This window comes from Pseudomonas sp. ML2-2023-3 (assembly GCF_037055275.1).
Lineage (GTDB): Bacteria > Pseudomonadota > Gammaproteobacteria > Pseudomonadales > Pseudomonadaceae > Aquipseudomonas.
Window position 1 is genome coordinate 5,199,134 of record NZ_CP146343.1, and the last position, 12,869, is coordinate 5,212,002.

Genomic DNA, 12,869 nt, shown 5'->3' on the forward strand with positions numbered 1-12,869 from the left:
GGGGCGATTCAAACCCATGAGCAAAACGATCCGTAAAGCCATCGGCGCGGACATCTCTCACGCTATGATTTGTGTGGGGAAGTCGAGTGTGATCGATTCTACTGGTGACGGTGTTCATGCACGCAATCTCGAGCGGCTGATACTTGAGCCAGGCTGTGCAGGACACGTTCTTCGGCCGGTTGTGCCCCTGACTACTGACCAACTGCACTCTGTTATCACCTTCGCCAGAGCTGCGGTTGGTACTCGATACACCAAGATCGGCGCCGCCAAGAGCGTGTTGGCTGGTTTTGTGGCTGGTCGGCGGCAGTTCTGCTCGCGATTGATCGCGCAGGCTTATCATAGGGCCGGTGCAAACCTAGTGCCGGATGCTGACTTTTGCCATCCAGGGCAGTTACTGAATAGCACCGCGCTTTTTGAAGTTCCTAATGTGCTGAGAGATCTCAATGCGGAAGAAGAGGCACGCTGGCGTGAAGATATTGACCACGTTCAGGCTATGCGGGATTCAATCAATGCCTTGCTTCAGGAAGCCCGAACGCTGTCCTCTGAGATTGAATCACTCAACGACATTGATGCATACCTAGTGGACCATCAGGAGGCAGATGATCACCTAGTACAAGCTCTGAGCAATTCAAGGTATCTGGAACTATGGAAGGATGAGTTTGAAAGGAATGCTTGGCAGTATCACGTCGCCCTCATGGAGGGATCCGAAAGCTGTGCGGAGTACAAGCAGAGATACTGTGAAGAGCTGCTGGCAAGCGAGACGTTAGGGCAAAACCGTTTTGTCCTGAACCATGCGGGCTACGTGACGGTGAACGCATTGCATCCGCGCCAATATTTCGCTCTGAAGATAGAGCTGTACGAGCTTTTGACACAGCTACATGCTCGTCGCATTAGGGCGGCAACTACTTGGCTTGAGCGTAAGGGGCTGCTTGAGCCGGAGCCTCGCACTCTGCTTCGTCCGCACACGCCGGAATGGTTCGCTTCGCTACGCGAGTGGGACCCAAAGCAAGCTGCGATGACGGAAGCGGCCATCCGGGTAGCCGGAAGTTTAGATGTGTGCACTGTCTGTGCAGACGAACCAGTCTTCGATTATGTCCTCTTGAGCTTTCCACCGGCTGGACCTGGGACGTGTCGACTTTGCGATGACTGCTTTCATATCCGCTCCATTGACGAACCAATGAAGCCTTTCTAGCCGCAATCCCCCGACGGCAACGAAAAACCCAGTTGATGTGAGCTATTTTCGGCTTTTGACCGAGGGGTGGAATGGTAGCGTAACGTACTAAATAGTCCGGAGCGGTTCTCGATTCGAGCAGGGTAAGACGATTATCAGTACGGGATGGGTAACTGCACCCAACCTGGCCACGCGTTGGCAATGCACTTGCCCACTCATTTGCATTCGACTTGACCAGTCGTTTGCACTGAATTTGACTAGCAAACTGGGTGGCCGTGCCCGGCAGAAGTTGGCCGGTTTCTGCCAGTCCCCTCCTTCAGCCTCTTATCAAGCGTAACCTGTGTCCCGACAGCGGCTGGAAGTTCACACCTGATCATAGATGAGCAGCAAGGGTATAAAATCGATTACAAGCGACGGGCCAGAGCATGGCTACCTCGTGAGGTATTCCAATTGGTATTCCAATCAAAATAAAAAAAGAAAGTTAGCGATAACAATCAATAGGATAGAATATGAATTCAGATTACCCCGGCCCACCAAATCCACAAAAAAAGACGTCCAAGGACGTCTTTTTTTGTGCCTGAAATTCAGCAAATCCCGGGCTCTACACCCAGGCCACCTCAGGCAATCGGAATCAATGGATCCGCCGCCGCCCACGCCGCGTCACGGTTTGCGGCTGGCGGGTAGATCCACACGGTGTTGATCTGGGTCTTCAACGATTTGCCTTCCTCCCGGGTCAGCTTGACCTGGCGATCCCAGCCTTCGGTGTAGACCGCACCCCAGCCTCCCAGGTCCAGGCACGTGACGTACTTGGGCTGGCTGTACGCAATCGGTGCCACGCCCAGGATCTGGGCCGCAACGTTGTTGCCTGCGTGACGCCCCAAAACAATGGCGTGCTGACATGTCATCAGTGCATGATTGCCCAGGTCATCGGTTGCGGCGTAGGCAACATCACCGGTGGCAAAGATGTCTTTCTGGCCAATGACTTTAAGGTGGGCATCCACATGCAGACGCCCAAGGGAATCACGCTCTCCCGGGATCTGCGCTGTCAGCGAGCAAGCCCGCACACCCGTGGTCCAGACCACGGTCTTCGCGTCGATTCGCTGGCCATCTCCAAGAGTCACGCCCTGTTCATCAACGGCCACCACCGACGATTTCAAGCGCCATGTCACTCCCAGTTCATCGCTGGCCTCGGCAATCGACTGGCTGATTTCAGCCCCCATTGACGCCCCGACTTTTTCACCACGGTCCACGATGATCACTTCAACGTCGGCGTGATCACCCAGTATGGCCCGCAGGCGAGCTGGCATTTCGGTCGCTGTTTCAATGCCGGTAAAACCGCCACCCGCCACGACCACTGTGTTGCGGCCACGGCTTTCTGGAAGGTCTGCCAGTGACTTGAGGTGATTTTCCAGGCGCACGGCTTGCTCGATCTGGTCCACATCGAAAGCGTGTTGCGCCACGCCTTGGGTCTCGGGGATCGCAAGCCGGCTGCCAGTGGCCAGAACAAGTTTGTCGTAGCTGAGTACTTGTTTCGTACCGGCGGCATCGATGTAACCGACCGTTTTTTGCTGGGCGTCGATGGTCTCTGCAGCACCCTTGATGAACGTTACACCTACTGCATCGAACAATTCGTCAATCGGTGCGAACAGCTGGTGCGCGTCCGGCTCGTAAAAACGCGGGCGTATGCGCAGCTCGGCCTGAGGGGCCAATACGGTCACTTCAACCTCGTCGTGGCCATGAATGTCGAACAACCGCGTTGCACTCAAAGCGGTCCACATGCCACCGAAGCCTGCGCCAATAATCAGAATCTGCTGTTTCATTTTTTATCCCCTGATGAGAAGCCCGAGCAAAGCAACCCCGAATGACGATCACCACCGAACCCCAATAAAGGCGACTATATTAGTCGTAGTTACAGAGAGCAATCTTTATTTGTGGCCCATGACCCTGCTGTCACGCCCAAGTAGCGTTGCTCGCCTGACTGATCGCTGCTAAAATATGCGACTAATTCAGTCGGAGATACTGATGTCTCTTTACAGCGCGGGCGTTGAGTACGGCATTCACTGCCTGCTTTTTTTGGTAGGTGATGGCGGCGAAAGCCGTGAGGCGAGCGTGCGTGATCTTGCAGAGTTGCAAGGCGTACCTCAGGACTACCTGGCAAAGATTTTCACCAAGCTGGCCAAGTCCAGACTGGTCGTGGCCACCGAAGGCGTGCGCGGCGGATTCAAGCTGGCCAGGCCTGCTGACGAAATCAGCATTCTCGATATCGTCAACGCTATCGACGGCCAGAAGCTTATTTTCGATTGCCGGGAAATTCGTGGCCGCTGCGCACTCTTCGAAGGCTCGCCGCCTGCCTGGGCGCTGGACGGCCACTGTTCGGTTCACGCGGCGATGATGACGGCACAAAAGCGCATGGAAGAGGCCCTGGCTCAACAAACCATTCTTGATCTTGCCCGAAAGGTCGGCCGAAAATCCCCCGCCGAGTTCCCGGCACAGGTCGGCAAATGGATCAACGATCGTCGAGAGAAGAAAAGCGCCGCGCAGCCTTCTGACGACCAGGCCATCCCGGTAACTGACATCTCGGACTAAGCCCCGGCCCTTTTACAAACCCCACCGCAAGCGCCGACAAAATCAGCACAATCGATACCCCCTCACTGAAATCCACCGAGTGTCCAAGCATCAGCACCGACCCTGCGACCCCGAATACCGGAATCAGCAAGGACAGCGGCGCCACCTTGGACACCGGGTATTCGCGCAGCAATAAATTCCAGCCCCAGTAGCAGAAATGCGTCGCTGCGTAGACCTGAAACAAAAGCGAGAACACCGCTACCCACTCAACGTGTTCGACCAATGCGGTAAACGGCGCAGACCCGTGGGCCAGCCAGGTGAGCAGCAGCAAGGGAATCGGCGGAAACACGCTGGCCCAGACCACAAAGGCGAACATCTCCCGTACCCTGGACTGCTTGATGATGACGTTGCCCACACTCCAGCTGAATGCACTGATCAGCAACAAGCCATAGCCCACGGTCGTGCCGTGGCCGGGACTGGCGAGAATAATGCTGACCAGACCCAGCACCGCAAGCCCTACCCCCAGCATCTGGCCCAGGCTCAGATGCTCGCGAAACAGCAACACCCCCCAGCCCAGCGTGAAAAAAGCACTGAACTGAACCAACAGGGCAGCAGTTCCGGGCGGGACTCCCAATTCGATGCCCACGTTGATCAGCGCCCACATCGCAACACCAAAAATCAGTCCATAAGCCGCCAGCCACTGCAGGGCTATCGGGGGACGCTTGATAAAAAACACCCACGGCAACGCCGCGAGGGTAAATCTGAGCGCAGTCAGCAACAACGGATCAATGGCAGCCAGGCCCAATTTGGTAATGGGGAAATTAAACCCCCAGACGGCCGTCACCATGACGGCCAGGGCCACGTGTTTCTTTTGCATAGCGTTCTGCTTCCAGTAGGCAGGGCTGGCGAGCGTGCGCACCAACCGAGGCGTCACTATGAACACTTGCTACCAAGGCCCGCTTGCACTATCAGGTCATAGATCATTAAATTCGGGCCATGCGCGAAACTGACATCGATACCTACGAGAACATCCCCCGTGACGCAGTGGTCACGGCCAATAACTATGCAGACGGCCAGAACTTTGCGCTGCACACCCATCGTCGCGGGCAATTTGCCTATGCCGCCAGCGGTGTCATCACCGTATTTACCGACCAGGGCAATTGGGTCGTGCCCCCGCAAAGGGCTATCTGGGTTCCAGCGGGGGTGCCTCACGAAATGAGCATGGCCGGGCCGGTGACCATGCTGAACACTTATATCCGCAGTCCCGCCTGCATCCGGCTTGGCCTGCCCGCACAGTGCCAGGTCTTCGGTATCTCGCCCCTGCTCCACCAGCTGCTGATCCAGGCCGTGGATATCCCGGCGCTGTATGACGAGACCCGTCGGGAGGGTCTTGTGATGGGGTTGCTGCTTCACGAAATAGCCGGCATGCCGCCCCTGTCACTCAATGCACCGTTGCCGGGTGAGCCAAGGCTGGCACAGGCCTGTCGTACGTTGCTGGAACAACCGTCACTGGATATCGGGATTGATGAGATGGCCCGCCAGGTCGGCATGAGCCGCCGCACCTTCACCCGGCTATTTCGCCAGCAAACCGGAATCAGCTTTGTCGAATGGCGTCAGCAAGCATGCCTGTTGGCAGCCGTGGTGCGCCTGGGTAACGGCGAAGCCATTACGCGAGTGGCGACTGACCTGGGCTATAGCAGCCCGAGCGCCTTTACCAGTGTGTTTCGCAGAGTGCTGGGCGCGGCACCCAGCCGGTATTTTCCGAAAGGACTGCCTTGAACCGGTCACGGCCAAAGCTAATACCCATAAAAAACCTCGGCCCCTTCACAAGGGCCGAGGTTGTTTATGACGCGAGCTTAAGCCGCGCTTGTCGACTGCCCGCCACGCACGTCAGGCTGCTTCCAGGACTCTGCCGCCGACTCATCGATGGCTTGCTGGATAGCCTTTTTACGATGCTCTTCAGCACGACGGCCGAAGAACCACACCATGAAGGTCATCAGCGACACCGCCAGCAGGATCAGGCTGGCCACAGCGTTGATCTCGGGTTTGACTCCCAGGCGCACCGCCGAGAACACTTCCATCGGCAAGGTCGTGGAACCCGGACCCGACACGAAGCTGGCCAGTACCAGATCGTCCAGCGACAGGGCAAAAGACATCATGCCCCCGGCAGCCAGTGACGGCGCGATCATCGGGATGGTGATCAGAAAGAACACCTTCCACGGCTTAGCACCCAGGTCCATCGCCGCCTCTTCGATCGACATGTCCAGCTCGCGCAGACGTGACGACACCACCACCGCCACATAGGCCGAACAGAATGTGGTGTGGGCGATCCAGATAGTGACCAGGCCACGCTCCTGCGGCCAGCCGATCATCTGCGCCATGGCCACGAACAGCAGCAACAGCGACAGACCGGTGATCACTTCAGGCATCACCAGCGGCGCCGTCACCAGGCCGCCAAACAGCGTACGGCCCTTGAAGTGCGAGATTCGGGTCAGTACGAACGCCGCCAGGGTGCCCAGCGCGACGGCTGCAATCGCCGTGTAACAGGCAATCTCCAGCGAGCGCATCACCGAGCCCATCAGTTGCGTGTTGTCCAGCAGGCCCACATACCACTTCAGCGACCAGCCGCCCCACACCGTGACCAGCTTGGAGGCGTTGAACGAGTAGATCACCAGGATCAGCATCGGCAGGTAGATGAACACCAACCCCGCGACCAACATAAAACTAGAAAAACGGATGCGATTCATATCTTGCCCTCCAGCTCTTTAGCCTGGCTGCGGTTGAACAGAATGATGGGCACGATCAGGATCGCCAGCATGACGACAGCCAGCGCGGACGCTACGGGCCAGTCACGGTTGTTGAAGAATTCCTGCCACAACACTTTACCGATCATCAGGGTTTCCGGGCCGCCGAGCAGTTCCGGAATCACGAACTCGCCTACCACCGGGATAAACACCAGCATGCAGCCGGCGATGATGCCGTTTTTCGATAACGGGACCGTGATTTTCCAGAAGCTGTTGAACGTGCTCGAACCCAGGTCAGACGCGGCTTCCAGCAGGCTGGTGTCGTGTTTCACAAGGTTGGCGTACAGCGGCAGGATCATGAACGGCAGGTACGAATACACAATGCCGATGTACACCGCGATGTTGGTGTTGAGGATCTGCAGCGGTTCGCTGATCCAGCCCATCGACATCAGGAAACCATTGAGCAGGCCGTTGTTGCTGAGGATGCCCATCCAGGCATACACCCGGATCAGGATCGCGGTCCAGGTCGGCATCATGATCAGCAGCACCAGCACGGTCTGCATCTCTTTGCGCGCATTGGCGATGGCATAGGCCATCGGATAACCAATCAGCAGGCACAACAGGGTGCTGAAAAAGGCCATCTTCAGCGAGCCCAGGTAGGCGGCGATGTACAGCTCGTCGTCACCCAGCATGGAGTAGTTGCTCAGGTTCAGCAGCAGCTGGATTTTCTGGTCAACGTAACCATAGATCTCGGTGTAGGGCGGAATGGCGACGTCGGCTTCGGCAAAGCTGATCTTCAACACAATGAAGAACGGCAGCATGAAGAACAAAAACAGCCACAGGAATGGAATCCCGATGACCAACTGACGGCCACCGGGGGTTATTCGTTGCAGTCGGCGCTTGAGTTTTCGCATGTTCATGAGCGCAGTACCACGCCGCTGTCGTCTTCCCACCACACGTAGACCGCGTCGTCCCAGGTAGGGCGCGCGCCACGGCGTTCGGCGTTGGCCATGAACGACTGGACGATCTTGCCCCCGGGCAGTTCCACATAAAACACCGAGTGACCACCCAGGTAGGCGATGTCATGCACCTTGCCGTGGGACCAGTTGTAGGCCGACTCGGGCTTGAGGGTGCTGACCAGCATTTTTTCCGGGCGGATGGCGTAGGTAATCGATTTGTCCTGCAGGGACGTCGTCACGCCGTGGCCCACGTAGATCTTTTGATCCAGTTCCGGGCTGTGGATGATCGCGTAGCCCTCCTCGTCATCAATGACCGAACCGTCAAAGGAGTTCACGTTGCCGATGAATTCGCACACCATCCGACTGACAGGCGCTTCATAGATGTCGACCGGGCTACCGATTTGAGCAATCCAGCCCAGGTGCATGATGGCGATACGCTCAGCCATGGTCATGGCTTCTTCCTGGTCATGGGTCACCATCACACAGGTCACGCCAACCCGCTCGATGATCTCCACCAGTTCCAGTTGCATCTGCGAGCGCAGTTTTTTGTCCAGCGCGCCCATCGGCTCATCGAGCAGCAGCAGTTTCGGGCGCTTGGCCAGCGAACGGGCCAGGGCCACGCGCTGACGCTGACCACCGGACAATTGGTGCGGCTTGCGTTTGGCGTACTGGGTCATGTGCACCAGTCGCAGCATTTCCTCAACGCGGGCCTCAATGTCACTGGCGGACAAGCGGTCCTGCTTCAAGCCAAAGGCGATGTTCTGCGCCACCGTCATGTGCGGGAACAGCGCGTATGACTGAAACATCATATTGATCGGCCGCTCGTAGGGCGGCATGTCAGTGATGTCTACACCGTCGAGGAAAATACGGCCCTCTGTTGGGCGCTCAAAGCCTGCCAGCATGCGCAGGAGGGTCGACTTTCCGGAGCCGGAGCCTCCGAGCAGGGCGAAGATTTCACCTTGATGGATCTCCAGGGACACATCGTCAACAGCGATGGTTTCGTCGAACTTCTTGGTAACACGGTCGACTTTTACCAACACTTTCTTCGGTGCCTGGTGACCTTCAAGAGCCTTCCTATAGGTACTGGAGGCGTTTGCCATATGAAACTCCCAACAGGTTTCAGTCGCCAGGCCAACGCGGCCCGACTTAGTAGTGGATAACCCGCAGCGAACGGGCTCATTCGGCGCCGCATTTGCGGTTGCCTGGTTGTACTTGTTGTTATCGCGGTGTGTTGCCGTGCGGGACTGACACGCAAAGAAACGCCCACCTGCTTACGCAGACAGCCCAATCCATAAGCGAAGATGAAAACCGTCAGTCAGCGTGAATCACGAAGAGATGCTCGTTGCCGGCATGCATCGCCAAACGCCTGGAAAATACTCAAGTAGACGGGATTGTTCTGAACCTGCCATTCCGGATGCCATTGCACACCCACGGCAAAAGCCTGGCTGAACTCGACAGAAACCGCCTCGACCAGACCGTCCGGTGCAACGGCTTCGGCACGAAGCCCGGGGGCCAGGCGATCAATGCCCTGGCTGTGAATCGAATTGACCTGGAACGTGCGAGGCAAACCCAGCGCGTCGAAGACACCACCCGGCTGCACCTCGACGTCATGAGCCGGTGCGTACTGCACGGCCAGGTCCGGGTGATCCGCTTCGCGGTGATCGAGAAAGCCGGGGAGCTCGTGGACTTTCTGGTGCAGGCTGCCACCGAATGCCACGTTCATTTCCTGGAAACCCCGGCAAATGCCGAGCACCGGAACGCCCGCAGCAATGGCCGCACGCAACAGAGGAAGGGTCGTGGCGTCACGCGCCGGATCGTGATCCGTGCCCGGCGTGCTGGGGGCACCTTGATAGTGGAATGGCTCCACATTCGAAGGCGAACCCGTGAACAACACACCATCCAGATGGGCGAGCAGCTCATCTGTTTCGGTCAGTTGCCCCAGGGAAGGAATGATCACCGGCAACCCCAGAGACGCGACGCTGACAGCACGCAAGTACTTGTCGCCGCTGACGTGGTAAGGGTGCAGGCCAATCTGTTTGACGCATGCAGTAACGCCGATCAATGGCTTGAGTGCCATTTTTATCACCTCGAAGTTTCACACTTGAACGAGCTTTTCCGGAGCTTAGTCTTGTTGATTTTAATTAACAACTCCAATGTAAAAAATCTAAAACACTTCAAGGCAAACCATCGGCCTTCTCAGGCTCGAAATGGCTTATCAGAGACCAAAAAGCCCTCATCCGACCTAAAAAATAACGATTTAAGACAGGGTGTTCGCTATTGACTTCACTAAACCTTTCGGATTGACTGAGCTCGTGAAAGGGCAGTGAACATAATAATTAACATAATAGGTGCATCATGTCGGTTCCCCTGCGCGCAGTTCAGCTCAATGAAGCGAACGCATTCCTTAAGAAATATCCTGAGGTTTTGTACGTCGACCTTCTCATTGCGGATATGAACGGCGTGGTGCGCGGCAAGCGCATCGAGCGCACCAGTCTTCACAAGGTTTACGAGAAAGGCATCAACCTGCCCGCCTCCTTATTTGCACTCGATATCAACGGCTCTACGGTGGAAAGCACCGGCCTGGGTCTGGATATCGGTGACTCGGACCGGATCTGCTACCCCATCCCCAACACCCTGTGCATCGAGCCGTGGCAGAAACGTCCGACGGCACAACTGTTAATGACCATGCACGAACTGGAAGGCCAGCCGTTCTTCGCTGACCCGCGGGAAGTGCTGCGTCAGGTCGTCTCCAAGTTCGATGACATGGGCCTGACGATTTGTGCAGCCTTTGAACTCGAGTTCTACCTGATCGACCAGGACAACGTGAACGGCCGCCCGCAATCGCCACGGTCGCCGGTGTCAGGCAAGCGTCCAATGTCGACCCAGGTGTATTTGATCGACGACCTGGACGAGTACGTTGACTGCCTGCAAGACATTCTTGAAGGCGCTAAAGAGCAAGGCATTCCGGCTGACGCCATCGTCAAGGAAAGTGCCCCGGCCCAGTTCGAAGTCAACCTGCATCACGTGTCCGACCCCATCAAGGCCTGCGACTACGCGGTACTGCTCAAGCGTCTGGTGAAAAACATCGCCTACGACCATGAGATGGACACCACCTTCATGGCCAAGCCGTATCCGGGCCAGGCGGGCAACGGGCTGCACGTACACATTTCGATTCTCGACAAAGAAGGCAACAACATCTTCGCCAGCGAGGATCCCGAGCAGAACGCCCCATTGCGACACGCGATCGGCGGTGTGCTGGAGACCCTGCCCGCGCAAATGGCCTTCCTTTGCCCGAACGTCAACTCATACCGCCGTTTCGGTGCACAGTTCTATGTACCGAACTCGCCAAGCTGGGGCATCGATAACCGCACCGTGGCAGTGCGTGTGCCAACCGGTTCTGCCGATTCCGTGCGCATCGAACACCGCGTCGCCGGCGCCGATGCCAACCCGTATCTGTTGATGGCCTCTGTACTGGCCGGTATTCACCACGGCCTGACCAACGAAATCGAGCCAGGCCCACCGGTAGAAGGCAACAGCTACGAGCAAAACGAACAGAGCCTGCCGAACAACCTGCGTGACGCTTTGCGCGAACTGGACGACAGCGAAGTTATGGCCAAGTACATCGACCCGCTGTACATCGACGTATTCGTCGCCTGCAAGGAAAGCGAACTCGCCGAGTTCGAGAACTCCATCTCGGACCTTGAGTACAACTGGTACTTGCACACCGTGTGATGGACCAATCCGCTGTGGGACCCGAGCCTGCCCGCGATGTCGTCGGCACATCCAGCATGGATGTCGCCTGACACACCGCTTGCGCGGGCAAGCCCCCTCCCCGGCGCCTGTGTTTTCTCCACTCGTAAATGGGTCGCCTGCACGTCCGGCGACCCCTTTTCCCCTGCATCGAGTCACTCCAATGGCAAACACTCGCAGTGACTGGGAGCAACGCTTTCAGTCTTTGACACTAGAAGGCCGGGCATTCATTGATGGTCAATACCGTCCGGCACTCAGCGGCGAAACCTTCGAATGCATGAGCCCGGTGGACGGTCGCTTTCTGGCGAACGTCGCCAGCACCGACGAAGCCGACGCCAATGCGGCGGTGATCGTTGCTCGCAAGGCGTTTGAATCCGGCGTCTGGGCCAGGCTCGCCCCGGCTGAGCGCAAGCGCATCCTGATTCGTTTTTCCGATTTGATTCTGGCAAACCAGGAAGAACTGGCGCTGCTGGAAACCCTGGACATGGGCAAGCCCATCAGCGACTCCATGACCATCGATATCCCGGCGACCGCCAACGCGATTCGCTGGAACGCCGAAGCCATCGACAAAATCTACGACGAAGTCGCGCCTACCCCCCACGATCAACTGGGCCTCATCACCCGTGAACCTGCTGGTGTTGTGGCAGCCATCGTGCCGTGGAATTTCCCGCTGATCATGGCCAGCTGGAAGTTCGCCCCGGCCTTGGCGGCAGGCAACTCGTTCATCCTCAAGCCTTCGGAGAAATCGCCACTGACGGCGATCCGCATCGCGCAACTGGCACTGGACGCCGGTATCCCGAAAGGGGTGTTCAACGTCCTGCCGGGCTTCGGGCACACCGTCGGCAAAGCGCTTGCGTTGCACATGGATGTCGACGTCCTGGCCTTCACCGGCTCGACAGCCATTGCCAAGCAACTCCTGATCTACTCGGGCCAGAGCAACATGAAGCGGGTGTGGCTCGAGGCGGGCGGCAAGAGCCCTAACGTGGTGTTTGCCGACGCGCCGGATTTGCCCGCCGCCGCGCAAGCAGCCGCCAGCGCCATTGCCTTTAACCAGGGCGAAGTCTGCACCGCAGGTTCGCGCCTGCTGGTGGAACGCTCGATTCGCGAGCAGTTCATTCCCCTGCTGGTCCAGGCCATGCAAGCCTGGAAACCGGGCCATGCCCTGGACCCGGCAACCACCGTGGGTGCCGTCGTCGATCAGCGCCAAATGGAAGCGGTCCTGCGCTACATCCAGATCGGCAAGGACCAGGGCGCACGCCTGCTCACAGGCGGCAATCGTACCCTCGAAGACACCGGGGGCCTGTACGTGGAACCGGCCATCTTCGACGGTGTGACCAACGCCATGACCATCGCCCGTGAAGAGATCTTCGGTTCGGTGCTGTCGCTTATCACCTTCGACACCGAGCAAGAAGCGCTGGCGATAGCCAATGACTGCATCTACGGCCTGGCCGCAGGCGTATGGACCAGCAACCTGAGCAAGGCCCACACCTTTGCTCGCGGTTTGCGCGCCGGCAGCGTATGGGTCAACCAGTACGACGGCGGCGACATGACTGCGCCGTTTGGCGGGTTCAAGCAGTCGGGTAACGGTCGGGACAAATCCCTGCATGCGTTCGACAAATACACCGAGCTCAAGGCCACCTGGATCAAGCTCTGACACCTTTGCGACGGCTGTCGCCAGCA

The 12,869-nt window shown here is 57.7% G+C and carries 11 protein-coding genes; 5 read left to right on the forward strand and 6 right to left on the reverse strand.

The window, feature by feature from the left end:
* Positions 1-16 precede the first annotated feature (16 nt).
* A complete protein-coding gene (locus tag V6P94_RS24050) occupies positions 17-1,192 on the forward strand; it encodes a hypothetical protein (protein ID WP_338648824.1) in 1,176 nt (391 codons plus the stop codon).
* Positions 1,193-1,788: 596 nt separating this feature from the next.
* Here the strand turns inward: V6P94_RS24050 and V6P94_RS24055 are convergent.
* Entirely contained in the window at positions 1,789-2,991 is a 1,203-nt protein-coding gene (locus V6P94_RS24055; protein WP_338648825.1) for an NAD(P)/FAD-dependent oxidoreductase, read from the reverse strand.
* A 202-nt stretch (positions 2,992-3,193) separates the two neighbouring features.
* Between V6P94_RS24055 and V6P94_RS24060 the strand changes: the two genes are divergently transcribed.
* The gene (locus V6P94_RS24060; RefSeq protein WP_133078321.1) at positions 3,194-3,757 is read left to right on the forward strand and encodes an Rrf2 family transcriptional regulator; all 564 of its coding nucleotides are present in this window, start codon (positions 3,194-3,196) and stop codon (positions 3,755-3,757) included.
* Here V6P94_RS24060 and V6P94_RS24065 read toward each other — a convergent pair.
* A complete protein-coding gene (locus V6P94_RS24065) occupies positions 3,678-4,613 on the reverse strand; it encodes an EamA family transporter (protein ID WP_219262405.1) in 936 nt (311 codons plus the stop codon). The two genes, V6P94_RS24060 and V6P94_RS24065, sit on opposite strands and share 80 nt — an antisense overlap.
* Before the next feature lie 119 nt (positions 4,614-4,732).
* Between V6P94_RS24065 and V6P94_RS24070 the strand changes: the two genes are divergently transcribed.
* Positions 4,733-5,515, forward strand: coding sequence for a helix-turn-helix transcriptional regulator (locus V6P94_RS24070; RefSeq protein ID WP_338648826.1), 783 nt, complete (start codon positions 4,733-4,735; stop codon positions 5,513-5,515).
* Between the two features lie 77 nt (positions 5,516-5,592).
* On the opposite strand, the gene V6P94_RS24075 is transcribed toward V6P94_RS24070, so the two are convergent.
* From V6P94_RS24075 to V6P94_RS24090, 4 genes are all read right to left on the reverse strand, one after another.
* Positions 5,593-6,483, reverse strand: a complete 891-nt coding sequence (locus V6P94_RS24075) for an ABC transporter permease subunit (RefSeq protein WP_219262403.1) — start codon at positions 6,481-6,483, stop codon at positions 5,593-5,595.
* Positions 6,480-7,400, reverse strand: a complete 921-nt coding sequence (locus V6P94_RS24080) for an ABC transporter permease subunit (protein WP_133078325.1) — start codon at positions 7,398-7,400, stop codon at positions 6,480-6,482. Before V6P94_RS24080 ends, V6P94_RS24075 begins: the two co-directional genes overlap by 4 nt.
* Positions 7,397-8,539, reverse strand: coding sequence for an ABC transporter ATP-binding protein (locus V6P94_RS24085; protein ID WP_133078326.1), 1,143 nt, complete (start codon positions 8,537-8,539; stop codon positions 7,397-7,399). The genes V6P94_RS24080 and V6P94_RS24085 overlap by 4 nt, the downstream gene beginning before the upstream one ends.
* A gap of 215 nt (positions 8,540-8,754) precedes the next feature.
* Entirely contained in the window at positions 8,755-9,516 is a 762-nt protein-coding gene (locus V6P94_RS24090; RefSeq protein WP_338648827.1) for a gamma-glutamyl-gamma-aminobutyrate hydrolase family protein, read from the reverse strand.
* A 278-nt stretch (positions 9,517-9,794) separates the two neighbouring features.
* Here V6P94_RS24090 and V6P94_RS24095 point away from each other — a divergent pair, with 278 nt between their 5' ends.
* Both V6P94_RS24095 and V6P94_RS24100 read left to right on the forward strand, forming a co-directional pair.
* The gene (locus tag V6P94_RS24095; protein ID WP_019827394.1) at positions 9,795-11,171 is read left to right on the forward strand and encodes a glutamine synthetase family protein; all 1,377 of its coding nucleotides are present in this window, start codon (positions 9,795-9,797) and stop codon (positions 11,169-11,171) included.
* Positions 11,172-11,352: 181 nt separating this feature from the next.
* Positions 11,353-12,843, forward strand: coding sequence for an aldehyde dehydrogenase (locus V6P94_RS24100; protein WP_338648829.1), 1,491 nt, complete (start codon positions 11,353-11,355; stop codon positions 12,841-12,843).
* The last annotated feature ends 26 nt before the right edge of the window (positions 12,844-12,869 follow it).